Raw genomic sequence first — 25,575 nt, forward strand, 5'->3', positions numbered from 1 at the left:
ATGGAATTCGCACCTGAAGGCCCGATGGCCATTCCCCTCTGGATCAACGGCCGGGCCTACCTGACCGTCGGCGAGCGCTTTTTCGACGTGGTCAATCCGACGACCGGGGAAGCCCGCCACCGCGTGCCGATGTGCGGTGCTGAAGAAGCCGCCAGCGCGGTCGACGCGGCGCGCGCGGCGCAGGGCGAATGGGCGGCGATGGGCCTGGCCGCCCGCCAGCTTTGCCTGGTGCGCCTGGCCGACGGGCTGGCGCGTTATGCCGGCCATTTTGCCAAGTTGCTGATGCAGGACAGTGGTTGCGCCGAGGCCCAGGCAGATGCCGAGATTGCCGAGGCGGTGGCCGGCCTGCGGGCGATGAGCGTCGGCGAGACCGGCGTGCTGGCGCTGGTGGTCGATGCCGGACGGCCGCTGGCCGGCCTGGTGGCGGCGGCCGTGCCGGCACTGCTGGCTGGCGCAGCGCTGATCGTCAAGCCGAGCCCGAAGGCGCCGTCGGTGGCGTTTGCGTTGTGCGAACTGGCGACCCGTTGCGAATGGCCGGCCGGTGTGCTCAACCTGGTGCATGGCGATGGTCCGGCTATCGAAGGCTTGTGCGTGGCTGGCGTCGATCGCCTGGTGTTTACCGGCGATCCGGCGCTCGGCGGGCAGGTCGGTGCGCTGGTGGCGAAGCACGGTACGCCGTTCGTGATGGCGGCCTGATGCAGCGCATTGTCTATCTGGAACGCGAATCGGTGATCGCTGATGTCCGGCGACCGGCTTTTGCCCACGACTGGACCGAATATCCGAAAACGGCGCCAGACGAGCTGGTCGAACGCCTGCGCGGGGCGACCATCGCCATCGTCAACAAGGTGCCGCTGCCGGCTGCTGCGGTCGACGCGCTGCCCGACCTGAAAATGATTGCGGTGGCTGCGACCGGCACCAATATCGTCGATCTCGAGGCCTGCCGCCGGCGCGGCATCGTCGTCTCGAACATCCGCGGTTATGCCGAGCATACGGTACCGGAGCATGTTTTTTCGCTGCTGCTGGCGCTGTCGCGCAACCTGTTCGCCTGGCGTGAAACGGTACAAGCCGGACGCTGGCAGCAGTCGGACCAGTTCTGCCTGTTCGATCATCCTATCCGTGACCTGCACGGCGCAACGCTCGGCGTCATCGGTTCGGGCAGCCTGGGTAACGGTGTGATCCGGCTGGCCGAGGCCTTCGGCATGCGTGTGCTGCGCGCCGAACATCGCGCTGCCGCAGTCGTCCGTCCCGGCTACACGGCGTTTGCCGAGGTGCTGGCGGCGGCTGACGCGATCAGCCTGCATTGCCCGCTGAACGACGAAACGCGTGGCCTGATCGGCGAAGCCGAATTGCAGGCAATGAAGCCGACGGCAATGCTGATCAATACCGCCCGCGGTGGCATCGTCGATGAAGCGGCGCTGATTCGGGCCTTGCGCGAAGGCTGGATCGCCGGCGCGGGTTTCGACGTGATCACCGCCGAACCGCCGCCCGCCGGTCATCCGATGGTCGATCCGGCGCTGCTGGCGCTGCCCAATTTCCTGCTGACGCCACATGTCGCCTGGGCCAGCCGGCCGGCGATGCAGGCGCTGGCCGACCAGTTGATCGATAACATTGAAGCCTTTGTTGCCGGTAACCCGAGGAATGTCGTGACATGAGCGCTCGTGAAGAAATCCTTGCCCGGGTCCGGGCTGGCGTTGGCAAGCCGGATGCCGCCGGTCGCCGGGCCCTTGCCGAAACCTGGATGCGCGCCCGCTCGCCGGGTCCGCAGCCGGTGCTGGCGGGCGATCTGCTGGCCCGATTCTGCGAAAAGGCCGTAAGCCTGGCGAGCAGTGTCGAGCGGCTGGCGGATTACGAGCAGGTGCCAGCCCACGTCGCTGCCTGGCTGGCGGCGCAGGAACTGCCGCTGAGCGCCGTGACGACGCTCGACGTCGCCGGCCTGGACTGGGCCGCGGCCGGTCTGGCCTGTCGCAGCGGTCCTGCGGTCGACGCCGATGCAACGGGGATTTCCGGTTGCTTCTGCGCCGTTGCCGAAACCGGCACGCTGATGCTCCTGTCCGGGACGGCTACGCCGGCTTCGGTCAGTCTGCTGCCGGAAACGCATATCGCGCTGGTGCCGGCATCGCGTATCGTCGGTACCATGGAAGAGGCTTTCGCGTTGCTGCGCAGCGAGCGCGGTCAACTGCCGCGGGCCGTCAATTTCATCTCCGGGCCATCGCGCACCGGCGATATCGAGCAAACCATCGTCCTCGGCGCCCACGGGCCGTGCCGGGTGCATCTGATCGTGATCGGGGAAACAGCATGACCATCGAATTTGCCGTGCGCGGCGAGTATATCCAGCTCGACCAGCTGCTCAAGGCAACCGGTTTGTGCGACTCCGGCGGTTCGGCACACGCGGCGATCAACGAAGGCCTGGTCAAGGTCGATGCTGCGGTCGACACGCGCAAACGGGCAAAATTGCGCCCCGGGCAGCGGGTCGAATTTGCCGGCGAAACGGTCGAACTGATCGCCGAATAAGGCCGTTCAGCACATCTTCACGACGATGTCGTGCAGCGTGTTGGCGCAGTGCGCCATGCGGTCGGCCGCGTTGGCCAGGTGGCGATAGATTTCGCGCTGCTTGAACATGTGGATGTAATTGTCGCCCTGGAACAGGTCGGCAATCGCCCGGCGGTAGGCCTTCTCGACGCGTCGCTCCGCCTTGCGCGCCGAGTCGGCGTCGTTGGCAGCGTCCTGCGGGGTCTTCGCCAGCTTGGTGAATCCCTGGACCAGGGCGTCGGCACCGAGCTTCAGGTGCATGGCCATTTCCAGGCAATGCTTGTCCGGTGCCAGACCGAGCACTTCCATTTCACTGACGGTCGTCTTGCAGTAATTGACGATTTCGTCGAGATCCATGATCGCCCGGTACAGGTCTTCGCGGTCGATCGGTGTCGAGAAGGCCTCGTTCAGCGTGTGCAGGTTGCTGATCTTCACCCGGTCGGCCTCGTGCTCGTCTTTGCGGATCTGCCGGCCGACTTCATGATCGGCCGTTTCCATGAACTCGACGAGCAGGCCGGCGGTTTTTGCCACCTGCTGGCATTGCTCGGTCAGCATGGTGAAGAAATCCGGCATTTTCGGGAAGATCCGGCCGAGCAGGCGGGCAAGGATGGATGGCGTGGCGTTTGGCTCGCTCATGGATGGCCTCCGAGGAAAAGATGGACCAGGGCGTAGGCCTGGATGGCGACCAGGGCGGCGCCGGGAATGGTGATGATCCAGGTCGTCGCGATGTCCTTCGCCTTCGCCCAGCGCACGGCGCGCGGGCGTTCCGAGGCGCCGATGCCCATGATCGAGGTGGCGACGATATGAGTGGTCGAAACTGGTGCACCGCCCAGCGACGCCGCCATGATGACCAGTGCCGATGTCAGTTGCGAACCCAGCGCATGTACCGGACGCACCCGGTAAATGGCGAAACCCAGCGTGCGCACGATGCGCCAGCCGCCGGACATGATGCCCAGCGTGATCGCCGTGGCGCAGGCGAGCATCACCCAGAACGGCACTTCAAAACTGGGAATGAAGCCGCCGAGCAGCAGCACCAGCGTCAGGATGCCCATGCTTTTCTGGGCGTCGTTGGCGCCGTGCGAAAAAGCCAGTCCGGCGGCCGTGAAAAACTGGGCGAAACGCAGCCGTGAATTGGCGGCCGGTGTCGCTGCGCGGAGCAGCGCGCTCATCAGCCGGTGAATCAGGAAACCAGCCCAGAAGCCGATCAGCGGTGACAGCACCAGTGCAGCAAGCACCTTGACGATACCGGTCAGATGGCCCTGGGCGAGTTCGCCAAAGCCCCAGACGACATGCTCGATGCCGACACCGACGACCACTGCCCCGATCAGCCCGCCGACCAGCGCATGCGATGACGACGATGGAATGCCGAAATACCAGGTCACGAGATTCCAGACGATGGCGCCGATCAGTCCGCACAGCAGTATCGACAGCGAGAGCACCGGCGCGACACCGTCGAGCATGACGAATTTGCCGATGGTGTTGGCCACCGCCGTGCCGCCGAGCAGCGGGCCGAGAAACTCGAAAACGCCGACGATGATGACTGCTTGCACCGGCGTCATTGCCCGTGAGGCAATGACCGTGGCGACGATGTTGGCGGCGTCGTGGAAGCCGTTGGTGTAGTCGAAAATGAGCACGACCACGACGGTCATCAAGGCCAGCAGGAACAGGGTATCCATGCGCTTTGCCCGCGGGCGGGCCCCCTCCGGATCGTTATATTGCGTTTTTTTCCAGTATAGCGCGCACCCTGTCGGTGCTGTTGCTGGCGTAAAATCAGCAAACACTAATAATCAATCGATCCTCCCGAGAACAGTCATGTCCTATCCCCGTTTTTCCGATATTTCCCGCAGCTTTGCCCCGGGCTGGTTCGCTGCCGTCATGGGCACCGGCGTCCTGGCGATGACGACGCAGAGCCTGGCCACCTACTGGTCGCCGCTGGCCGGGCCGGCGCTGGTGCTGCACTGGTTCAACGTGCTGTTGTTCCTGCTGCTGGCTGTGCCCTGGCTGACCCGCTGGCTCCGTTTCCGGCCGGCAGTGATGCAGACGCTGATGCATCCGGTGCAGGCCAGCTTCTATCCGACCTTTTCCATTGCGCTGCTGGTGCTGGCCGCGCAATGGCTGTTATTCACTCCGTATGTCGGCATCGCCAAGATTTTCTGGTGGCTGGGTGTTGTCCTGCATTTCGCCTTCAGCTTTGTCGTGCTGTTCTTCATGTTCCGCGGCGAGCATGTTGCGGTCGACCATGTCACGCCGGCAAAATTCATCCCGGCCGTCGGTCTGGTGGTCATGCCGCTGGCGGGCGGGCCGCTGCTGCAGCACATGGATGGCGCCGTTCGCGAATGGGCGCTGACGCTCAATGTCATCGGCCTGGGTGCCGGGTCGATGATGTATCTGGGCCTGCTCGGCATGACCTTGCAGCGTAAATACCTGCACAAGCCGGCGCAGGGCATCCTGACGCCGACGGTATGGATTCACCTGGCGCCGATCGGCGTCATTCCGCTGAGCCTGATGAACGTGCTCGAGCAATTGCCGTTTCCGCTGATGCGCGAGGTGGCGACGGTGCTGATGCTCCTGGTCTGGGGCTTCGGTGTCTGGTGGCTGGTCATGGCCAGCCTGCTTACCCTGTCGGCGCGGGCGGCCGGCCAATTGCCATTCGCGCTGTCCTGGTGGGGCTTCACCTTTCCGCTGGGGGCCTTTGCTGCGGAAAGCCTGCGGCTGCACAAACTGCTCGGCTGGAGCAGCATCCTCAGCATCGGCATCGTCGCCTGGTTGCTGCTCTGTCTCTTCTGGTCGGTCACGCTCTGGCGCACGGCGCGCGGCGTGACCAGCGGTGCGATTTTCCAGCCGCATCCCTGATGGCGGCTGAATACCTGTTGTTGCCGGCGCTGGCGTGGTGGCTGCTGAATCGCGCCATCCGTTTCGGTCTGCGGGCCGAGCGCCTGCCCAGCGCGCAGGAGCCTGATGGGTTGCCATGGCAGATGGCGCGCGTGCCGACCCGCAACGGCAAGCACTTGTCCGGTTGGTTCATTCCGGCGGCCCGGCCGGGACCGGCGCTGGTGCTGATGCACGGTTGGGGCGGCAACGCCCAGACCATGCTGCCCCTTGCCGGCCCGCTGCACGGCGCGGGGTATGCCTTGTTGCTGCTCGACGCGCGTTGCCATGGCGGCAGCGACGACGACAGTTTTGCGTCGTTGCCGCGCTTTGCCGAGGATATCGAAGCCGGCCTGGCATGGCTGGAGCAACGTCCGGAAATCGATCCGGCGCGGCTGGGGCTTGTCGGTCATTCGGTCGGTGCCGGTGCCGCCCTGCTCGTGGCCAGCCGGCGCCCCGGTCTGGGGGCGGTCGTCAGTCTTGCTGCCTTTGCCCATCCGGCGACAATGATGCGCCGCTGGCTGGCGTCGATGTACATTCCCTACTGGCCGCTGGGCGCTTACGTGCTGGCCTACGTGCAACGTGTCATCGGCCACCGCTTTGACGATATCGCGCCGTGCAACACCATCCGCCAGCTGTCATGTCCGGTATTGCTGGTGCATGGCCTGTCCGATACCACCGTTCCCGCGGCCGAAGCCCGGCAGATTCTCGCCGCTGCTTGCCATGACGGTGTCGAGTTGCTGGAAGTGGCGGGTACCCACGACGACTTCGGCGACATCGAAAGCCACCTGCCGCAACTCCGCGATTTTCTCGACCGGGCATTTGGCCGGCGGTAGACGAAAAAAAGGCGGGAGACCAGCTCCCGCCCAAGCGGAGTCTGCCCTGTTTGGCGTCAGGGCAGGAGGAAAGAGGCTTTCTCCCGCAGGGTGATGTCCGGATTGCCCTCGGCGGTGATGGTGAAGTGGATCGGGTTGGAACCGCGCTTGCCGGAATCCGGCGGTGCGGCGACCACGACATTGAACGAGGTCAGGCCGGCAGCGGCTGCATCGACCGCGCTGTCGCCGGTGATTTTTGCGCCTTCCAGGCCGTCGACCGTGATCATGTAGCGTTGTGGCTGTTCGGTCGTGTTCATGATCTGCAGCATGAATACGTTCTCGATGCTGCCGTCGTCGGCTTCGCGGGCCAGCGTCGAGCGGTCACGGATGATGTCCACCTTCAGCGGGATGCGGTGAGCCAGGAACCAGCCGGCAATGATCGTGATCACGATGAGGATCGCGGTGTAGACCAGCACGCGGGGGCGGATCATGTGGTTGAGGATTTCGGCCTTGCTCTGTTGCTTGGCCATCGCGTTCTCGGTCGAGTAACGCACCAAGCCGCGCGGCAGGCCGACCTTGTCCATGACCTGATCGCAGATGTCGACACAGGCGGCACAGCCGATGCATTCGTACTGCAGACCGTTGCGGATGTCGATGCCGGTCGGGCAGACGACCACGCACTGATTGCAATCGACGCAGTCGCCAAGCTGGCTGGTGTCGGTGTCTTTCTTGCGCGGACTGCGCGGTTCGCCGCGTTGCGGATCGTAGGTGATGATCAGCGTGTCCGGGTCGAACATCACGCTCTGGAAACGGGCGTACGGGCACATGTACTTGCACACCTGTTCGCGCATGAAGCCGGCGAAGAGCATGGCGAAGCCAGCGTAAACAAAGATCCAGAAGGTTTCCCAGGGGCCCAGGGAATTGGTCAGGACGTTGTTGATCAGCTCGTCGACCGGCGTGAAATAGCCGACCAGCGTAAACCCGGTCCACAACGACAGGATGCCCCAGAGCAGGAATTTGGTCGATTTGATACGCAGCTTGCGCGCATTCAGCGGTGCCTTGTCCAGTTTCATCCGGGCATTGCGGTCACCTTCCACCCAGTTTTCGATCCACATGAAAACCTGCGTGTAGACCGTCTGCGGACAGGCGTAGCCGCAGAACAACCGGCCGGCAACTGCGGTGACGAGGAACAGCGCGTAGGCCGAAATGATCAGCAGGATGGCCAGGTAAATGACATCCTGCGGCCAGAAAACCAGACCGAAAATGTAGAACTTGCGTTCGACCAGATGGAACAGCAAGGCCTGGCGACCGTTCCATTCCAGCCACAGGCCGCCGTAAAAGGCGAGCTGCGTGATGATGACCAGGATGATCCGCCAGTTGTCAAAGTAGCCGCGCACGCCTTTGGCGTAGATTTTCTTGCGCTTTTCGTAAAGGGATACTTCGGCAGGTTCGTTCTGCTTGTTCTTGCTATCCGCTTGGTTCATTGTTTTTCTGCATCCTCAATTGTTCAGGTCGGAAACCGGGGCGGCTGGCACCTTGGCCGGCTGGCTGCATGAAGCAAGCCTGCGGGGCGAACTAAGGGGGAAATGCGACCAGTCAGCCTGACGTGCCAGCAGCTCAAGTTTCAAGGAAAGCGCGCTGAGCTGCAGAAGTGTATCCCCGGTTTCCAGACTATCTATTAACAAGTTGCGTGCCAGCCTATGGCTTTAGGCATGGTCCAATAAAATCATTGGCTTACAGGTGGTATGTCGTTCCGTCTTCCCTGCTGTCGGATTTGCGTGTCAGAATCGGCAGCATTGAATGACTGGAGTGTCAATTTTGACATCGCATTTCCTGAGTGAGCTTATCTCCTTTCTCGATGGTTTACCCGAGCCGCGTATCGTGATGAGTGCCGATTACCGGATCATTGCGGCCAACGCAGCCTATACCCGCGAGTTCGGGGGCGGGCGGGAAATCGCCGGGCGGAATTGCTACGAAGTTTCTCACCATTTCAATGTGCCCTGTGATCAGGCTGGCGAATCCTGTCCGTTGAAACTGAGCCTTGAAGGTGGCGAGCCGCAGCGCGTGCTGCATCTGCATCACACGCCGCGCGGCGAAGAGCACGTAGTGGTAGAAACCACGCCGATTCGTGATGAAAGCGGGGAGATTGCGTATTTCGTCGAAACCATGCGCATTGTTCGCCAGGCCAGCAGTCGCGCTGCCGCGAAGGGGCTGGTTGGTCGCTCGCCGGCATTTGTCGGCATGCTGGAGAAAATGATGCGGGTCGCCCCTTCCGGCGCAGCCGTGCTGTTATTGGGCGAGACTGGTACGGGCAAGGAACTGGTGGCGCACGCGATTCACGAAGCCAGCGCACGGGAAGACGGGCCTTTTGTTGCGGTCGACTGTGCCGGGATGACGGAAACCCTGTTCGAGGCCGAACTGTTCGGTTACGAAAAAGGTGCCTTTACTGGTGCGACGCATCGCAAGCAGGGGCTGGTTGAAGCGGCATCCGGCGGCACATTGTTTCTGGACGAAATCGGTGAATTGCCTTTGTCGCAGCAAGTGAAGCTGCTGCGCCTGCTTGAAACCGGCACCTATCGGCGTGTTGGCGGACTGGACTGGCTGCCGGCTGATTTTCGCCTGATTACAGCCACCCATCGGGACCTGGCGGCGATGGTGCAGGCCGAAACCTTCCGTAGAGACCTGTATTTCCGCATCAATACCTTTCCCATCAGAACGCCTGCCCTGCACGAGCGCAGTGCCGATATTCCGTTGCTCGCGGCCTCGCTGCTGGAGCGTGTCGATCGCAAGCCGGGGCGCCGCTTCACCGCGGCAGCGCAACTCTGGCTGTCGAATCAACGCTTCAGCGGCAATATTCGTGAACTGCGTAACCTGATCGAGCGGGCATCGTTGCTTGCTGATGGTGACAGCATTGACGTTTCGCATTTCACGGAAATGGGCGATCAGCCATTGCCATCGTCTGGCTTTGCAGGAACGAAAGGCGGATTCTTCATCGATCAGGTAGTCGGGCTCGATGTACTGGAGCGTGATTATCTGAACTGGGCGCGAAAACTGCATCAAGGTGATATCAGCGATCTTGCCAGGCAGCTTGGCATCAGTCCGCGCACCTTGTACCGTAAACTGGAAAAAGTAACGTAAAGACCAGTTATTGTATTTTTAATGTTGTCTGGCATATGAATTTCGTCTGATCAGCAAGGAAGGAGTTGAGGGTTTGAAATCTGCTGTTTTTTTACCAAACCTTACAATTTGGAATGATTGTTAATCTAGAATCAGGCAAACAGGTAGTTTCCAATAGAGTCTCCATGTGTCAAAGCAGGCCGCAGAGCTTGTGCAGCATGGTCAACGTCGGTTCTTTGCGAGTGAACTCATGAAAATCAGAACAATTCCCCTTCTGCTGGCGGTGTCAGTCTTTCCCCTGTCCGGTCTGGCTCAGGAAAAGGCAACACCGGAAGTCCAGCAGGCGTTGCGTCAGATCGCGCAACAGGCCGTGCTGAACAGCCCGGAAGTGACCACCAAGTGGCGCAATTACAAGGCTGCCGATGAGGAAATCGGCGTGGCTCGCGGTGGCTTCCTGCCGCGCGTCGACCTGACTGCAGGTGCCGGGCGTGAAAGCCTGCAAACGCCGCCGACCAATGTCAAGGATGATTACACCAGACGTGGTTATGCATTGACCTTGAACCAGATGGTGTTCGATGGCTTCGCCACGCGTAACGAGGTGCGCAAGCTCGACAAGGCTCGTCTGGTCCGCTACTACGAACTGCTGGATGCTTCGGAGAACGTCGCACTGGAAGCCAGCAGGGCTTATCTCGATGTGCTGCGCTATCGTTTCCTGGTCGATCTGGCCGAAGACAACTACATCCGTCACAAGGCCACACACGAACAACTGCAGGCCCGGACAGCATCCGGTGTCGGTCGGCGCGTCGATCTTGAGCAGGCAGGTAGCCGTCTGGCGCTGGCCGAAGTCAATCTGACCACTGAAACGGCCAATTTGCATGATGTCTCGGCGCGCTACCAGCGTTTGGTCGGCACCATGCCGCCGGGCGTGATCATTCCGCCGCAACTGGTGGGCAGTGCTCTTCCGGCAAGCCCGAAGGAGGCGCTGGATACCCTGCATCGCCGGAACCCGACCCTGCACGCAGCGATCGAGAACATCGAGGCTGCACAATACGACATCAACAGTCGCCGGGCTGCTTACTCACCACGAGTCGATCTACGGGCGAGGACGGAAAGTACCGACAATTACCAGGGCGCTCGCGGTGACCGTGACTACAATGTCGCGGAAGTCGTCATGACCTGGAATCTGTTCAACGGCGGCTCGGACCGGGCACGCGAACGCCAGTATGTGGAACGCAAGCACCTGGCAGTCGAAATGCGCGAAAAAGCCTGTCGTGACACGCGTCAGACGTTGCTGATCGCCTATAACGATGTTCAGCGTCTGCGTGAGCAGTCCACCTTCCTGGCGACCCAGGTTGCGCTGCTGGAAAAGACCCGGGATGCGTATCGCGACCAGTTCAATGTTGGCCAGCGTACGCTGCTTGACTTGCTGGATACCGAGAACGAACTGTTGTCAGCGCGTCGTGCCGCAGTCAATGCCGATACCGACTTGACGCTGGCTTATCTGCGGACTTACGCAGGCATGGGCACACTGCTCGAGTTCATGGGGCTGCAGAAGCTTGATACGCATACCCCAGCAAGCAATGAACTTGCCGAACTGGATGTGTCGTCGCTGTGTCCGGCTGATCCGGTTGCTTCCGGTGCGTCGTCACGCGATGCACTCAATGCCAAGGCCAAGGAAATGATGACGGCTACGCGTTCGCCGATGATGCCGCAAGCGCCGGTTCCGTCGCTTGGCGCTGCCGGCGATATCGAAGCACAGGTGAAGTCCTGGGCTGCATCTTGGTCGGCAAAGGATTACTCGTCCTACACCGGCTTCTACGCACCGAGCTTCACACCGGATGGCGGTCTTTCCCGCGAGGATTGGAATCAGTTGCGCCGTGCCCGCATCACGCCGCGTGAAACGATTTCGGTTACCGTGGAGCAACTGAACGTTCGCATGGATGGCGAAGAGCGCGCATTTGCAGAGTTCCAGCAGGTCTATCGCTCGAATGTCTTCAACGACCGTGTAATGAAGACGCTGGAAATGATCAAGGTCAATGGCAAGTGGTTGATCAATCGCGAAAGCTCTACGCCTTGTGTCGGCAATACTGTTGGTGGCTGCAAGGGGCTGAGTCGCTGAAACAGGGGGGGCTGTGCCCCCCTTTTTGTGACAGACATGAAAAAACCGGAGCACATGTGCTCCGGTTTTTTCATGTCTACAATATTTCAGGCCGTGTCTACGGACGCAACGAAAACGTAACCCTGGGAACGCAGTGTCTTGATGAAACTGCTGCCATCCGGTTGGTTGCCGAGAATACGCCGGATCTGGCTGACATGGACGTCGATGATGCGGTCGTAGGGGACGTATTCGCGTTTTAGAACGCGTGATAATTTTTCGCGAGACAGGGGTTCGAAGGGGTGGTCAAGGAAGGCCATCAGCAAGGCAAAACCTGATACCCCTATGGAAACCGGCGCGCCGTCACCATTCAGCAATTCACGCGACGCAGTATCGAGCGTCCAGTGCCCGAAACGCAATCGCCGCAAATCGCTTCTGCTGATTGCCGGAGTGGTGCGCAACTGACTGCGCCGCAACAGGCTGCGGGTGCGTGCCAGCAGTTCGCGCATGTTGCAGGGCTTGGGCAGAAAATCGTCGGCGCCGATTTCGATGCCGATGATGCGTTCTATTTCATCTGAGCGGGTCGAGTGGATCAGCACGGGAATTTCTGATTGCTGGCGCAACTGGCGCAGCAATTCGAGGCCGTCCGCATCGGGCAGGCTCAGGTCAAGGATGATTACATCCGGCTTGCGCGCAAGCAGCCGCCACATGGCTGCACCATTTTCAGCGAAAATACTGTCTATGCCGGCAGTGGCAAGTGTTGTACCCAGCACATGGCGTGTTCCGGGGTCATCTTCGACGATCAATGCGGTCTGTGTCATGGGTTGAACAAAGATGCTTAATGGAAGTGATTGTAATGCATTGTAAAAGGAAGTGCGTGCGCCTGCGTACAACAGTGGCTGGTCGCATGTTTCCGGAAAAACAGGGATTTACCAATCTTCAACCATGGTTTTCTGCTGTAGCGGGACAATGTCGAAATACCCAACGGTAACCACAGTGTGAATGCCATGATGCTTATACCTCAAAAGCTTGACGGTTTCGATGTCGAGGATGCCGTAGCACGCATGCTGGATCGTCCCGAACTATGGTGGCAGGCAGTCGGTTTCTTCGTTCATCATTTTTCCGACTGGAAAGATAACTGGCGAAACGCAATCGGAGATGATCACGCCGAGCGCCGGCAGGTGCACTCAATCCGCAGTGCGGCGGCCAATGTTGGGGCAAAAATGCTGGCGGGACAGGCTGAACGCATGGAGCAGGTCTTGCTGCGGCGGCTCGACGGTAGCGATGACGAGATCCCGGCGGTCTGGCGCGAGGAACTGGCTGCAGCTTTTGATGTCGCCTGGGGATGTGCGGCACGGGCCTGGCAGGACGCAGGCAGTGATCTGCCGGAGCTTTCGTGACCCGTGCTGCTGGTCCCGCATCGCTGAGCCAGCATCTGGCCCGGGTTAACCTGCGGGTTCTCGTGGCGTCTTTTCTGGTTTTGTCCCTGGTCATCCTGTTGACAGCTGGCTGGCTCGATTTGCGTGATCGTGTGGACGAGAGCCGCGCGCGACTGGCGCTGCTCGAGAGTACTCTGGCCAATAGCCTGCTTCATGCTGACCAGACCAGAGTGGATGCGCTTGCAGAAATCCTGCATGTGCAACCGGATTTGCGCTCGCTGGCGCTATACAAGAATGATCGCAGCCTGTTTCTCGAATATCGTCGCCCGGGGGTTGAGGCAAGCAGTCTTGATTGGCCGCTTTCGACTGCTGACGGATACCGTATCTTCTGGAACCATATCGATTTTTCCGGAAAGATCGAACTGGATGGTGTTTCCGCAGGATGGATCAGGATCAGCATCGATCTTGATAGATTGCACAAGCAGTTGCTTGGCTACGCTGTGCTGATCCTGCTCGAATTCGCCTTGGCGCTATGGGTGATCCTGCGTCTGCAGGCTGTCCAGGTCGAGCGTACCGTGCGGCCGCTGAACATGCTGAACGAAAGCATGGCTGAAATATCCCTGGGGCGACTTGATACGCGCGCAGCGCATGCGGACATTGCCGAGTTTGATCGTCTGAGCGAGGGCTTCAACCAGATGGTTGCCCAGATACGCGAACGTGATCACTGGCTGGCATCACATCTCGGCAACCTGGAGCAGATAGTCGAGCAACGAACCCGCGAGTTGCGTCAGGCAAAAGAGGTTGCGGAAGCAGGGAGCCAGGCGAAGAGCGAGTTTCTGGCCACCATGAGCCATGAAATCCGGACGCCGATGAATGGCGTGCTGGGGATGACCGAGTTGTTGCTGAACACCGAACTTGCACCGACCCAGCGGCAGTTCGTCGAAGCCGTGGATCGTTCGGGGCGCCATCTGCTGGCGATCATCAACGATGTGCTCGATTTTTCGAAAATCGAAGCGGGGCATTTCGAACTGGAGGAGGAGGATTTCGACCTCGGCAGGCTTCTCGAGGAGGCGGTCGAACTGTTTTCCCAACCGGCGAACAAGAAGGGTCTGGCGCTGATGATCGAGCTGCCGATCGGGAACTGCCTGCGCATCCGGGGTGATGCCTTGCGCCTGCGTCAGGTCGTTGCCAATTTGCTGAATAATGCGGTCAAGTTCACGGATCAGGGCGAAATCGTGCTGCGCCTGCGGCTGATGCCGGCTGAACCGGGACTGTTGGTGTTTGAGCTGGAGGTCCGGGACAGTGGTATCGGCATTCCCCGTGAGGCCCAGGAGCGTATTTTCGAACATTTTGCCCAGGCCGATGGTTCGACGACCCGGCGTTTCGGTGGAACCGGGCTGGGCCTTGCCATATGTCGTCGCCTTGTCGACATGATGGGGGGGCAGATTGCTGTCGATAGCCAGCCCGGGCTTGGCTCATCTTTCACCGTTTGTTTGTCGTTGCCGCTTGCCGAGCAGAGCATGGTTGCAGCGTCCTCTGCTGAAGCATCGAACACGACGCTGCGTCGGGTCGATCTGGCGGTTGGCGAACCTGCATCGACGGTGCCGCGTTTGCGCGGACGGGTCCTGCTTGCCGAAGACAACGAGAGCAACCAGATCGTGGCCAGAACGCATCTTGAACGTTTCGGGCTGCAGGTACTGGTTGTAAACAATGGTCAACAGGCACTCGACCTGTTGGCTCAGGAGTCATTTGACCTGGTCCTGATGGATTGCCAGATGCCGGTCCTCGATGGTTTTACTGCCTGTGCTGCGCTGCGCCAGAGAGAGGCGGAAAGTGGCGTGCCGCATCTTCCGGTGGTGGCCTTGACGGCCAATGCCATGCGCGATGATCGCGAGCGTTGCCTGGCGGCGGGGATGGACGACTACCTGGCCAAGCCATATCGCGGCGAGGAAATCCTGGCTGTTCTCGAGCGCTGGCTACCGCGCGAGCGACGCAAGCCGCCAGCACTTGCCTCTGGCAGTGCGGCGCAGGGTTTGCCACCCAATCATCCGGTTGACCCCAGTGCCTTCGAACAATTGCGCACATTGGCGCCAAGTGGGGCAAATGCCCTGATCCGGCAGTTGATCGAGGCTTATCTGCGAGGTGGTGAAAAGCTCTGGCATGATTTCGAGGAGGCGCTGACGGCAGGAGATGCGCCCGCCATGGCTGCTGCCTGTCATACCCTCAAGTCGAGCAGCTACAACGTCGGAGCGGTGCGTCTTGCGGGTCTGTGCAGGGAAATCGAGGGCCTGTGCCGCGACTGCAGGCCAGAAGAGGTGCTGGCGCTGCATCCGGGCTTGCAGTCGGAATGGCGTGCCGTACAGGATGTCCTGTCGACGATGCTGGAAAAGGAACTGACATGACTCAGCGCAGCTTGCGGGTTCTGGCCGCGGATGACGATCCAACGATGGCGCTGTTGCTGAAGACGGTGCTTTCTGCGCCGCAGTTCCAGCTGGTAATGGTTGATGATGGTCAGGCCGCTCTGGATGCCTGTGCCACGCCAGGGGCTTTCGATATCGTTCTGCTCGATGTCGAAATGCCTTTGCTCGATGGATTGCAGGTCGCAACCCAGCTTCGTCAGCGCGAGGGAGGCGGCTTGCCGATCGTTTTGCTGACCGGGCGCGAGGACAGGCTATTTCTCGACGCACGGGCCGCCCTGGCAGCGCATCATTTGCCCAAACCGGTTGATTGGACAGGGCTGCCGGCTTTCCTGCGGGGATTGGTGGACTGAAGCGGCTGTTGCTGCGCGCGACGGCAGACTCGGGTTAGACTCCGGCCTGAAGTACTTTGATTAATGTCTGAATGGAGGAGGGGAAAAATGAAAAAGACAATTTCTGCAATGCTTGCCGGCCTGTTGGTCGCGGTGCCGGCAATGGCGTCGGAAGATCTGGCCAAAGCAAAGAACTGCCTGACCTGCCACGCGCCCGAGAAAAAGATTGTCGGGCCGAGTTACAAGGATATTACGGCCAAGCGTGCCGGCGAAAGGGGTGCGGAGGCTGCGCTCGCTGCCAAGATCAAGAACGGCAGCAAAGATGAATGGGGCAAGGTGCCGATGCCGCCGAATGCCGTCAGTGATGCCGAGGCCGCAACCCTGGCCAAGTGGGTTCTGTCGTTCAAGTAACACCTTCATTGCATCAGGAAGGCGCCCGTAGAGGCGCCTGAAAGAACAACAACCGGAGACTGACATGGGGCCGTTGACTCCCGAACAGCGTCGACGGCGCTGGATGGCGCTGGCCATCGTTGCGCTGGCGTACATCCTTTCGTTTTTCCAGCGCTTCGCGCCGGCCGGCATCGCCCAGGACCTGGCGGCGGCTTTCCAGACATCGGCGGCTTCGCTTGGCGTGCTGGCGGCGACCTATTTCTACATCTATACGCTGATGCAGATCCCGACCGGGATTCTTGCCGATACCCTCGGGCCGCGGCGGATACTGGCCCTGGGTGGGATCATCGGCGGCCTCGGCAGCCTGCTGTTCGGTTTTGCTCCTACCCTCGATCTGGCGCTGGTTGGCCGGACGCTGGTCGGGTTGGGGGTTTCGGTCACTTTCATTGCGATGCTCAAGCTGGTGGCGGTGTGGTTCGAGGAGAACCGTTTTGCGACCATCGTCGGCATCTGCATGCTGGTTGGTAACCTCGGTTCGGTGCTGGCCGGTGCGCCACTGTCGGCGATGGCCCAGGCAACTGGCTGGCGTGGTGTGTTCATCGGCGTCGGCGTAATCTCGCTGGCGCTTGGCGTGCTGTGCTGGCTGATCGTCCGCGATGCGCCGACCGCGACCGGCGAGGCAGTCCGCCCGCGTTTTGACCGGACGGTGGTGCTCTCAAGCTTGCTGGCGGTGATCCGCAACCGTGCTACCTGGCCGGCGGCATTGGTTAATACCGGGATGTCCGGCTCCTTCTTCACCTTTGCCGGATTGTGGGCGACGCCCTACCTGATGCAGGTGCATGGCATGGAGCGCTCAACTGCCGCCAATCATCTTTCGCTGTGGTTCGGCGGTTTTGCCGTCGGTTGCCTGTTCATCGGCGGCCTGTCCGACCGGCTCGGCCGGCGCAAGCCGGTGATGATCGCCGTCTCGCATCTCTATGTCGCGATCTGGCTGCTCCTGCTGTCCTGTGTGACGATGCCGCTCAGCCTGTCCTACCTGCTTTTTGCCCTGCTTGGCCTGTCGACCGCAGGATTCAGCCTGACCTGGGCTTGTGCCAAGGAGGTCAATCCGCCGTTGCTGTCCGGCATGTCGACCAGCGTTGCCAACATGGGTGGATTCCTCTGCGCCGCGATCATGCAGCCGGTCGTCGGCTGGCTCATGGATCTTGGCTGGCATGGCGAGATGGTTGGCGGAGCCAGAGTTTACGACGTGGGCACCTGGCAGAACGGGGTGCTTGCCGTGACGCTGTGTGCAGCGCTCGGTGCGGCAGCCAGCTGGCGTATCCGCGAGACACGCTGTCGCAATATCTGGCAGGCGGCCTGATATTTATTTTGCGCATGGCATGAAGTCGTAGAATCAGGCTTCTGCCTTGCTACGGGTGTGTGAATTAGCGTATGCTTATATTCATGAAATCCATTGCGCGCTCCCTGATTTTTGCCCTTGCTCTGGCGTCGACCGCAATCATGGCGGCTGACCCCTTGCCGGTCATCACCGTCAAACTGCATCCGGTCGACCTGACTTTCCCGGCGGAGTCCGTCGTCGAGGCCGTGCAACAGACGACGATCGGTGCCCAGGTCGCCGGCCGGGTGCTGGAAGTGCGCGCCGACGCCGGCCAGCGGGTGAGCAAGGGCGACCTCCTGATGCGCATCGATGCGCGCGAGGCGAGCGAAGCCGCCCGGGCTGCCGACGCCCAGTACAACGTGGCGAAACTCAATTACGAACGGCACCAGCAGTTGAAGGCGCAGAAGTTCGTCAGCCAGGCCGCGCTCGACAAGGCCAAGGCCGATTTCGATGCGGCTGCCGCCAATCGCGGTGCCGCCGGTGCCAGCCAGAGCCACGCCACCATCGTCGCACCGATGGCCGGCATCGTTGCCCGGCGTCATGCCGAAGCCGGCGACATGGCGATGCCGGGAACGCCGCTGTTCACCATCTACCAGCCGGGCAGCCTGCGCGTTACTGCCAGCGTGCCGCAGTATCGTCTGGCGGCGATGCGCGGTGTGACGACGGCCCGCGTCGAGTTTCCCGAACTCGGCAAGTGGGTCGAGGCGACCGCCGTCCAGGTGCTGCCGACGGCTGACGCGGCGACCCACGTTTCCCAGGTCCGCGTGACCCTGCCGGCGTTGCCGGACGCCACGCCCGGCATGTTTGCCCGCGTCCATTTCGTCACCGGCCGCGCCGACAAGCTGACCGTGCCGGCCAGCGCCGTGCTGCGCCGCGGCGAGGTCGCCGCCGTTTATGTGCAATTGCCGGACAATCGTCTCAGCCTGCGCCAGTTGCGCCTGGGCGAGGCTGTCGGCCAGGGCGAGATCGAGGTGCTGGCCGGGCTGGCTGCGGGCGACAAGGTCGTCACCGACCCGGTCAAGGCGGCCATCCAGATCCAGTCGGGCAAGTAGGCCATGGCTGCTGAAAAAACCTCGCTCGGCATTTCCGGGCGCATAGCCGCCGCCTTCCAGGATTCGCGGATCACGCCGTTGCTGGCGCTGGTCGCCTTCCTGCTCGGCGTTTTCGCGACGCTGGTCACGCCGCGCGAGGAAGAGCCGCAGATCGACGTGACCATGGCCGACGTGCTGGTCGCCTGGCCGGGCGCTTCGGCCAAGGATGTCGAGAATCTGGTGGCGACGCCGGGCGAGCAGGTGCTGTCGCGCATGCATGGCGTCGAGCACGTCTATTCCATGTCGCGGCCGGGCATGGCGGTGATCACCGTGCAGTTCGACGTTGGCGTCAAATACAACGACGCGGTGCTGCGCCTGCACGATACCGTGATGGCGCATCGCGACTGGCTGCCGGCCAATCTCGGCGTGTCCGAGCCGGTGATCAAGCCGCGCGGTATCGACGACGTGCCCATCGTTGCGCTGACCTTCCACACCGCCGATCCGGCGCGTTCGGCCTACGAACTGCAACAGGTGGCGCGTGCGGTCGAGATTGAACTGAAACGGATCAAGGGCACGCGCGACATTTCGACGCTTGGCGGGCCGGACCACGCCGTGCGCGTGCTGCTCGACGCTGAACGGATGAACGCTTTCGGTGTCACGCCGCAGGACATCGCTGGCGCGCTGACCGTTTCGAACGCGCTGCAGACTTCCGGCAGCTTGGTCTCCGGCAATCGCGAAATTCTCGTGCAGACCGGGACTTACCTCGAGTCGGCGGCGGATGTGAAGCGTCTGGTGGTCACCGTCCGCGAGCGGAAACCGATCTACCTGAGCGACGTTGCCAGCGTCGAGGACGGCCCCGACCAGCCGCAGCGCTACGCCTGGTTCGGGACCAAGGATGGTGAATTCCCGGCGGTCACCATCCAGATTTCCAAGCAGCCCGGCGTAAATGCCGCCGATGTCGCGAATGCTGCGGTCGACCGTATCGACAGCCTGAAAAACGTCGTCATTCCAGACGGCGTAGAAGTTACGGTCACCCGCAACTACGGCGAGACTGCCACCGAGAAGGCGCAGAAGCTGATCGGCAAGCTGGTCTTCGCCACCGCCTTCGTCGTGTTGCTGGTCTTCTTCGCGCTGGGCAAGCGCGAAGCGGTGATCGTCGGCATCGCCGTGACGCTGACGCTGGCGGCGACGCTGTTCGCCTCATGGACCTGGGGCTTCACGCTCAACCGGGTGTCGCTGTTCGCGCTGATCTTCTCGATCGGCATCCTGGTCGATGATGCAATTGTCGTCGTCGAGAATATTCACCGCTGGCAGGCCCTGTATCCGGAAAAGACCCTGCTCGAAATCATTCCCGGCGCGGTCGATGAAGTCGGCGGGCCGACCATCCTGGCGACGCTGACCGTCATCGCCGCGCTGCTGCCGATGGCCTTCGTCTCCGGGCTGATGGGGCCGTACATGAGCCCGATCCCGATCAACTCGTCGATGGGCATGGCCATTTCGCTGGCCATCGCCTTCGTCGTCACGCCCTGGCTGGCGGTGCGGCTGATGAAATCGCACGGCGCCGGTCATGGTGCGGCGCCGGTGTCGAAGCTGGATGCAAAACTCGACAGCACTTTCCGCAAGTTGCTGACGCCCTTCCTCGATCCGCTCAAGGGCGCCGCGGCGCGGGTGAAACTGGCCATCGTTGTCGTTCTGCTGATCCTCGGTTCGGTGTCGCTGGCGTATTTTCAGCTCGTTGTACTGAAGATGCTGCCGTTCGACAACAAGAGCGAATTCCAGATCATCGTCGACATGCCGGTCGGCACACCGGTAGAAGAAACGGCGCGAGTGCTGCAGGAAATCGGCGCCGAGCTGGCCAGGGTCGAGGAGGTGACGAATTACCAGGCCTACGCCGGCACTGCCAGTCCGATCAATTTCAACGGTCTGGTCCGCCAGTATTACCTGCGGGCCGCCCCGGAAAAGGGCGACATCCAGGTCAATCTGGTCGACAAGGCCCATCGTTCACGGAAAAGTCATGAAATCGCCGCCGGCGTGCGCGCGGCGGTCGAAGCCGTGGGCCAGCGCAACGGCGGCGTCGCCAAGGTCGTCGAAGTGCCGCCCGGGCCGCCGGTGATGTCGCCCATCGTCGCCGAGATCTACGGCCCCGACTACGCCGGCCAGATCGCCGTCGGCAAACAGGTGCGCCAGGCGTTTACAGAAACCGACGACATCGTCGCCATCGATGATTACATCGACGCCGATTCACGCAAGTTCGTGCTCCATGTGCTGCAGTCCAAGGCCGCGCAACTGGGTGTGGCGCAGAGCGACATCGTCGAGGTGGTCGGCATGGGCCTGGCCGGCATGGACGTGACGCCGGTACGCAATGCCGATTCCAAGTTCGCTGTGCCGGTGCGCGTGCTGCTGCCGGCCGAGCAGAAATCGACCCTCGATGCCCTGCTCAAGCTGCGCGTGCGCTCGCGCGACGGGGCGCTGGTGCCGGTCTCGGAACTGGTCGAGGTGCGCGACACGGCGCGCGAGAAGACGATTTACCACAAGGACCTGCTGCCGGTGGTCTATGTCGTCGGCGACATGGGCGGCAAGCTCGATTCGCCGCTCTACGGCATGTTCGACATCCGCTCGAAGATCAACGGTATGGCACTCAAGGAAGGTGGCACGCTTGGCGAATGGTTCATCCGCCAGCCGACCGATCCCTACGCCGGCTACAGCGTCAAATGGGACGGCGAGTGGCAGGTCACCTACGAAACTTTCCGCGACATGGGCCTGGCCTACGCGGTCGGGCTGATATTGATTTATCTGCTGGTGGTCGCTCACTTCGGCAGCTATCTCGTGCCACTGATCATCATGGCCCCGATCCCGCTGACCATCATCGGCGTGATGCCCGGCCACGCCTTGTTTGGCGCGCAATTCACGGCGACTTCGATGATCGGCATGATCGCGCTGGCCGGCATCATCGTCCGCAACTCGATCCTGCTCGTCGATTTCATCAAGCAGCAGGTCGCCGCCGGCATGGATTTCCACGACGCGGTGATCCAGTCGGCGGCGGTGCGCGCCAAGCCGATTGCGCTGACTGCATTGGCTGCCATGCTCGGCGCCATGTTTATCCTCGACGACCCGATCTTCAACGGCCTGGCGCTGGCGCTGATCTTCGGCATCCTGGTGTCCACGCTGCTGACCCTGGTCGTCATCCCCGTGCTGTATTACGCCGCTTTCAGAAAGGAACACGCATGACCATCGAACGCATCATCCGCATCATGGCCGGCTTCTTCGTCATGCTCTCGCTGGCGCTCGGCTGGCAGGGCAGCCCGGTCTTCGTCTCTGAATGGTTCCTGGCATTCACCGCCTTCGTCGGCTTCAACCTGTTCCAGAGCGGCTTCACCGGCTTCTGCCCGCCGGAGAAGCTGCTAAAGAAGCTTGGCGTCAAATCCAGCGGTGGTTCCTGCGGGGGGTGAGGCGGCGCTTCAGTGCGCCGTGTATTCAGCCTCGAAACCGGCATCGACGATAGCCTGGAGAATTTCTTCCGGGCTGACGAAATTGCCGTGCTCGACATCGACTTCGCTGTTTCCCGCTGAAATATCGATGTGCGTGACACTGGGCAGGTCCTGGATGGCATTGGCGAGCGCGCGCACGCATTGGGCATCGTTCAGGCCACTGATCTTGAATAGTTGTCTGTGCATGATCTGACCTCCTTTGTTTACTGCATGATCATTGGTCAGCATGTTGCCCGGGAAGTTTCGCTGAAATTCGCCTGTCGGTTGTCAAATCGAGGCGGCGTTGCTCGTTGGCGGGTAATATCCCCCCTTTCCCGCCACCGAGAAGCCGTTGCATGCAAACTGAAGTCAAAGAGAAGCCCGTTTACGCCGTCGTTGCCGCCGTGCAGTTGCCCAGTGTCAGCGACATCGAGTTCGAGGCATCGCTGACGGAGTTGCGCGAACTGGCCAAGACCCTGGGTTTCCAGGTGGTTGAAACCTTCATCCAGAAACGTGCCGGTTTCGATACGACCGCTTATCTCGGGGTCGGCAAGCGGCAGGAAATCCATGATTTCGTCAGCCACATCGCCGACGAGGAAATCGGTGTCATCCTCGTCGATCATGAGATTTCGCCATCGCAGGCGCGCAATCTGGAAAAGGAAACCGGCTGCGAGGTGATGGACCGGACCATGGTCATCCTCGAGATTTTCCATCGCAATGCCCGTTCGCGCGCGGCCAGGGCGCAGGTCGAAATCGCCCGTCTCGGCTACATGGCGCCGCGTTTGCGCGAGGCCGCCAAGCTGGCCGGGCCGCAGGGGCGGCAGCGCAGTGGCGTCGGTGGTCGCGGTGCCGGTGAATCGCATACCGAACTGGACCGGCGCAAGATCCGCGACCGGATCGCCGAACTGCAACTGGAAATCGTTGCCATGGAGGCCGAGCGCCGCACCCAGCGGGCGCGCCGTCAGGAGCGCCAGGGGCTGGCCAGCGTCGCGCTGGTTGGCTACACCAACGCCGGCAAATCGACGCTGATGCGGGCGCTGACCGGCAGCGAAGTGCTGGTCGCCAACAAGCTGTTTGCCACGCTCGACACGACGGTGCGCACGCTTTATCCGGAAAGCGTGCCGCGCGTGCTGGTCAGCGATACCGTCGGTTTCATCAAGAACCTGCCGCACGGCCTGGTCGCGTCGTTCAAGTCGACCCTCGACGAAGCACTCGACGCGTCGCTGTTGCTGCATGTCATCGACGCCAGCGATCCCGGTTTCGAACGCCAGCTGGCGGTGACCGATCACGTGCTGGCCGAAATCAACGCCGATACCGTGCCGCGCCTGCGCATCTTCAACAAGATCGACCATGTCGGCGACGAGGCGGCGCAGGCGGAATGCACGGCCAGATTGCGCGAACAGTATCCGGATTGCGTGGTGATGAGCGCCCGTCGGCCGGATGATGTGGCGCGCCTGCACCAGACCATCGTCGGGTTTTTCCAGGCGGCGCTGGTCGAGGCCGAACTGTTTCTGCCCTGGTCGGCGCAGCAGTTGCGCGGCGAGCTTTTTGCCACCTGCCAGGTACTGGCCGAGCGGGCGGACGAGAACGGCGCCTTTTTCAGCATCCGTGGCGAGCAGGCGGCAATCGAAAGCTTGCGCGAGCGTTTGTCGCCGGCTGGCTGAAAATGGGTGAATTCTGCGGTCGACCGCAGAATTCACCCAAATTTCAAACGCTGGTGCCGCGCATCGCCTGGTAGGCGGCCAGCGCCCGGGCGACTTCGCCGCTCGGGCGGGCGGTGTCGCCGAGGCCGAACTCCATTTGCAGCGATGCCTTGTTGGTGTCGATGTAATCGATGACACGGGCCAGGTTGTTCATCCGGTTGGGAATGAAATTGCCTTCCGAATTGAGCAGCTCGGCCGATTTGGCGAAGTTGCCGCTGAACTCCTGGATCGCATTGACTGCGCCGTTCATGTTGCCGGCCAGCACCGCGTCCAGGCGGGTCGTATCGATACTCGCCATGTTCGTCACCGGGTCGATTTCCAGACCCAGCGCACCCATGCCGCGGACGCCGCTGCCGGCGCCGTTGAAAATGCTCTCGATGCTCTTTTCCAGTTCCCACTGCGATACGGTTGCGGCGTGCGTGCCGGCAAGCAGGCCGCCGTTGGCCAGCACCTCGTCGAAGCGGTCGATCCAGCCGTTATAGGCATCGGCAAAGGCCTGCAGGCGGCTGCGGATGTCGTCGGCGCTGCTGCTGTCGTCGATCGTGCCCAGTTTTCCGGCTTCCTGCTGCATCGCCGCGACGTATTCCTTCATGTCCGTCATCTCGGCAAACTCGGCCTTGTAGAGCACATCCTTGCGGTTGATGTCGGTCATCATCGAATAGGCCGACTCCGGATCGAACAAGGCCGTATTGCGCCCGCCGGCAGACAGGCCGGCATTCGCCAGCAAGGCGTCGAATGTCCCGGATGTATTGTTGCCCTTGCCGAACAGCGACGAAATATCTGATCCGCCAGTGCCGCTCGTGCCGTTCAGCAGGACATCCATGGCCTGCGACTTGAAGTCGGCCAGGCGCTCTTTCAGGAATGACAGGAAATCACCGCCCAGTGCCTGCGTCGAAAACGCTTGCCCGGTCTTGATACCCGACAGCGTGGAAAAATCAAAACCTGTACTGTTGACGCCATTGATCGACATGTTGCCTCCAACCGGTAACGACGGCTGATTGCCGTCCTGTTGCCCTTGCCTCATTCATCGCAACAAGCGTGCCTGTTGTTTGGCGAAATTTCGTCATCCGGCCTGTCGGCTTGCCGCACAAGCCATTCCGGAAATCGGCGGGAGCGCGGGAGGGGCGGGCGGCAAGCCTGCCCGCGCTGCGGCGGCAAATTTCGCCGCGGCCCGCCGGTTGTCATTCCTCCGCGTGGTGTTTGCCGCCGAGCTTGTCCATGACGGCGAACAGCACGCCGGAAACGACGAACGTCATGTGGATGCCGACTTTCCACGCCAACTGTTCGTTGGTGTAGATCTCGACGTGCATGAAGGCCTTCAGCAGCTCGATGCCGGAGATGGCCACGATCGAGCCGATCAGTTTCATCTTGAGGTCGGCGAAGCCGACATGGCCCATCCAGGATGGACGATCTTCACTTTCGCCGGTGTTGATCTTCGAGACAAAGTTCTCGTAGCCGGCAAAAATGATGATGATCAGGAGGTTGGCGATCATCACGACATCGATCAGCGTCAGGATGCCGATGATGATCTCGCTGCCATCGGCTGTGAATGCTTTTGCTGCCAGCACGACAAATTCCTTGGCGAACTTGATCAGCAGGATGACGATGCCGAGGATCAGGCCGACATAGAACGGTGCCAGCAGCCAGCGGCTGTTGAACATCAGCCGTTCGAGTTTGTGCTCCAGTGATTTCATGCGGTGACTCCATTGGGTTGGTCGCATTATTGTGCAGTGCGCAAAAGCAAAAAACCATCTGCCTGAACGCCATCAGGCCTCTCCGGACAGAGAAATATCCGCTAGAAAACATCGGATAAATCGAAGGATGTTCAGTTCTGATTCAGTTGAAACCTGTTGGAAACCTTGCCGGGCCGGCCTTTTGCCGCTTTTCGGGCCGGACGGGTGGCGATGCCCGGCGGCAGGCCCAGCGGTGACAAGGCAGGCGGCTTCATGCATCATCGCGGCCATCTCCATTGATGAAAGGCCAAGCGGGGTTTGCTGCCCCGCCATATGAACGACCGCCATTGCTTGCCAGCCACCGACAAACCGGCACCG

25 protein-coding genes are annotated in these 25,575 nt (G+C 61.4%); 17 read left to right on the top strand and 8 right to left on the bottom strand.

Annotated elements, in window-relative coordinates:
• Genes BJN45_RS09405 through BJN45_RS09420 form a run of 4 tightly spaced genes read left to right on the top strand, consistent with a single transcriptional unit; the run spans position 1 to position 2,511 of the window.
• Positions 1 to 696 carry an aldehyde dehydrogenase family protein gene (locus BJN45_RS09405; RefSeq protein ID WP_076094537.1) on the top strand — a complete coding sequence of 232 codons (696 nt, stop codon included), beginning with the start codon at positions 1 to 3 and terminating at the stop codon, positions 694 to 696.
• Entirely contained in the window at positions 696 to 1,652 is a 957-nt protein-coding gene (locus BJN45_RS09410) for a D-2-hydroxyacid dehydrogenase (RefSeq protein WP_076094539.1), read from the top strand. Before BJN45_RS09405 ends, BJN45_RS09410 begins: the two co-directional genes overlap by 1 nt.
• Complete coding sequence (locus BJN45_RS09415) at positions 1,649 to 2,299, top strand: LutC/YkgG family protein (RefSeq protein WP_076094541.1); 651 nt, start codon at positions 1,649 to 1,651, stop codon at positions 2,297 to 2,299. The genes BJN45_RS09410 and BJN45_RS09415 overlap by 4 nt, the downstream gene beginning before the upstream one ends.
• Positions 2,296 to 2,511: an RNA-binding S4 domain-containing protein gene (locus BJN45_RS09420; protein ID WP_076094543.1), complete on the top strand. Its 216-nt coding sequence runs from the start codon at positions 2,296 to 2,298 to the stop codon at positions 2,509 to 2,511. The genes BJN45_RS09415 and BJN45_RS09420 overlap by 4 nt, the downstream gene beginning before the upstream one ends.
• A gap of 6 nt (positions 2,512 to 2,517) precedes the next feature.
• On the opposite strand, the gene BJN45_RS09425 is transcribed toward BJN45_RS09420, so the two are convergent.
• Both BJN45_RS09425 and BJN45_RS09430 read right to left on the bottom strand, forming a co-directional pair.
• On the bottom strand, positions 2,518 to 3,165 hold the full coding sequence (locus tag BJN45_RS09425; RefSeq protein ID WP_076094546.1) for a DUF47 domain-containing protein: 648 nt from the start codon (positions 3,163 to 3,165) through the stop codon (positions 2,518 to 2,520).
• Positions 3,162 to 4,205 (bottom strand): inorganic phosphate transporter, encoded by a 1,044-nt coding sequence (locus BJN45_RS09430; protein WP_076094548.1) that lies wholly within the window; start codon positions 4,203 to 4,205, stop codon positions 3,162 to 3,164. Before BJN45_RS09430 ends, BJN45_RS09425 begins: the two co-directional genes overlap by 4 nt.
• A gap of 136 nt (positions 4,206 to 4,341) precedes the next feature.
• Between BJN45_RS09430 and BJN45_RS09435 the strand changes: the two genes are divergently transcribed.
• A complete protein-coding gene (locus tag BJN45_RS09435; protein WP_076094550.1) occupies positions 4,342 to 5,382 on the top strand; it encodes a C4-dicarboxylate ABC transporter in 1,041 nt (346 codons plus the stop codon).
• Positions 5,382 to 6,233, top strand: a complete 852-nt coding sequence (locus BJN45_RS09440; RefSeq protein WP_076094552.1) for an alpha/beta hydrolase — start codon at positions 5,382 to 5,384, stop codon at positions 6,231 to 6,233. Before BJN45_RS09435 ends, BJN45_RS09440 begins: the two co-directional genes overlap by 1 nt.
• A gap of 56 nt (positions 6,234 to 6,289) precedes the next feature.
• Here the strand turns inward: BJN45_RS09440 and ccoG are convergent, their stop codons facing one another.
• On the bottom strand, positions 6,290 to 7,696 hold the full coding sequence (ccoG, locus tag BJN45_RS09445; RefSeq protein WP_076094555.1) for a cytochrome c oxidase accessory protein CcoG: 1,407 nt from the start codon (positions 7,694 to 7,696) through the stop codon (positions 6,290 to 6,292).
• Positions 7,697 to 8,030: 334 nt separating this feature from the next.
• On the opposite strand from ccoG, the gene BJN45_RS09450 reads away from it, so the two are divergent.
• Positions 8,031 to 9,350, top strand: a complete 1,320-nt coding sequence (locus BJN45_RS09450; RefSeq protein ID WP_240494541.1) for a sigma-54 interaction domain-containing protein — start codon at positions 8,031 to 8,033, stop codon at positions 9,348 to 9,350.
• A 229-nt stretch (positions 9,351 to 9,579) separates the two neighbouring features.
• Positions 9,580 to 11,448, top strand: coding sequence for a TolC family outer membrane protein (locus tag BJN45_RS09455; RefSeq protein ID WP_076094559.1), 1,869 nt, complete (start codon positions 9,580 to 9,582; stop codon positions 11,446 to 11,448).
• 86 nt (positions 11,449 to 11,534) lie between these two features.
• Here BJN45_RS09455 and BJN45_RS09460 read toward each other — a convergent pair whose 3' ends face one another.
• A complete protein-coding gene (locus BJN45_RS09460) occupies positions 11,535 to 12,317 on the bottom strand; it encodes a response regulator (protein ID WP_139326329.1) in 783 nt (260 codons plus the stop codon).
• A 117-nt stretch (positions 12,318 to 12,434) separates the two neighbouring features.
• Between BJN45_RS09460 and BJN45_RS09465 the strand changes: the two genes are divergently transcribed.
• From BJN45_RS09465 to BJN45_RS09500, 8 genes are all read left to right on the top strand, one after another.
• Positions 12,435 to 12,824, top strand: a complete 390-nt coding sequence (locus BJN45_RS09465) for an Hpt domain-containing protein (RefSeq protein ID WP_170873064.1) — start codon at positions 12,435 to 12,437, stop codon at positions 12,822 to 12,824.
• Positions 12,821 to 15,205, top strand: a complete 2,385-nt coding sequence (locus tag BJN45_RS09470) for an ATP-binding protein (protein ID WP_076094565.1) — start codon at positions 12,821 to 12,823, stop codon at positions 15,203 to 15,205. Before BJN45_RS09465 ends, BJN45_RS09470 begins: the two co-directional genes overlap by 4 nt.
• Positions 15,202 to 15,573, top strand: coding sequence for a response regulator (locus BJN45_RS09475; RefSeq protein WP_076094567.1), 372 nt, complete (start codon positions 15,202 to 15,204; stop codon positions 15,571 to 15,573). Before BJN45_RS09470 ends, BJN45_RS09475 begins: the two co-directional genes overlap by 4 nt.
• 87 nt (positions 15,574 to 15,660) lie before the next feature.
• Complete coding sequence (locus BJN45_RS09480) at positions 15,661 to 15,963, top strand: c-type cytochrome (protein ID WP_076094569.1); 303 nt, start codon at positions 15,661 to 15,663, stop codon at positions 15,961 to 15,963.
• Between the two features lie 64 nt (positions 15,964 to 16,027).
• Positions 16,028 to 17,305 (top strand): MFS transporter, encoded by a 1,278-nt coding sequence (locus BJN45_RS09485; protein WP_076094571.1) that lies wholly within the window; start codon positions 16,028 to 16,030, stop codon positions 17,303 to 17,305.
• An 83-nt stretch (positions 17,306 to 17,388) separates the two neighbouring features.
• A complete protein-coding gene (locus BJN45_RS09490; RefSeq protein ID WP_076094573.1) occupies positions 17,389 to 18,375 on the top strand; it encodes an efflux RND transporter periplasmic adaptor subunit in 987 nt (328 codons plus the stop codon).
• Positions 18,376 to 18,378: 3 nt separating this feature from the next.
• Positions 18,379 to 21,582 carry an efflux RND transporter permease subunit gene (locus BJN45_RS09495; RefSeq protein ID WP_076094575.1) on the top strand — a complete coding sequence of 1,068 codons (3,204 nt, stop codon included), beginning with the start codon at positions 18,379 to 18,381 and terminating at the stop codon, positions 21,580 to 21,582.
• Positions 21,579 to 21,803 carry a YgaP family membrane protein gene (locus BJN45_RS09500; protein ID WP_076094577.1) on the top strand — a complete coding sequence of 75 codons (225 nt, stop codon included), beginning with the start codon at positions 21,579 to 21,581 and terminating at the stop codon, positions 21,801 to 21,803. The genes BJN45_RS09495 and BJN45_RS09500 overlap by 4 nt, the downstream gene beginning before the upstream one ends.
• 9 nt (positions 21,804 to 21,812) lie before the next feature.
• Here the strand turns inward: BJN45_RS09500 and BJN45_RS09505 are convergent, their stop codons facing one another.
• Positions 21,813 to 22,028, bottom strand: a complete 216-nt coding sequence (locus tag BJN45_RS09505) for a heavy-metal-associated domain-containing protein (RefSeq protein ID WP_076095241.1) — start codon at positions 22,026 to 22,028, stop codon at positions 21,813 to 21,815.
• 149 nt (positions 22,029 to 22,177) lie between these two features.
• On the opposite strand from BJN45_RS09505, the gene hflX reads away from it, so the two are divergent.
• Positions 22,178 to 23,485, top strand: a complete 1,308-nt coding sequence (gene hflX, locus BJN45_RS09510) for a GTPase HflX (protein ID WP_076094579.1) — start codon at positions 22,178 to 22,180, stop codon at positions 23,483 to 23,485.
• A 43-nt stretch (positions 23,486 to 23,528) separates the two neighbouring features.
• On the opposite strand, the gene fliD is transcribed toward hflX, so the two are convergent.
• The 3 genes from fliD to BJN45_RS18160 all read right to left on the bottom strand — a co-directional run bounded on the left by fliD (position 23,529) and on the right by BJN45_RS18160 (position 25,472).
• Positions 23,529 to 24,494 (bottom strand): flagellar filament capping protein FliD, encoded by a 966-nt coding sequence (gene fliD / locus BJN45_RS09515; RefSeq protein ID WP_076094581.1) that lies wholly within the window; start codon positions 24,492 to 24,494, stop codon positions 23,529 to 23,531.
• A 211-nt stretch (positions 24,495 to 24,705) separates the two neighbouring features.
• A complete protein-coding gene (locus BJN45_RS09520; RefSeq protein ID WP_076094583.1) occupies positions 24,706 to 25,218 on the bottom strand; it encodes a TIGR00645 family protein in 513 nt (170 codons plus the stop codon).
• Positions 25,219 to 25,349: 131 nt separating this feature from the next.
• Positions 25,350 to 25,472 (bottom strand): hypothetical protein, encoded by a 123-nt coding sequence (locus tag BJN45_RS18160; RefSeq protein ID WP_276205210.1) that lies wholly within the window; start codon positions 25,470 to 25,472, stop codon positions 25,350 to 25,352.
• Positions 25,473 to 25,575 lie beyond the last annotated feature (103 nt).

The organism is Azonexus hydrophilus (genome assembly GCF_001956855.1).
In the GTDB taxonomy this organism is placed as follows: Bacteria; Pseudomonadota; Gammaproteobacteria; order Burkholderiales; family Rhodocyclaceae; genus Azonexus; species Azonexus hydrophilus_A.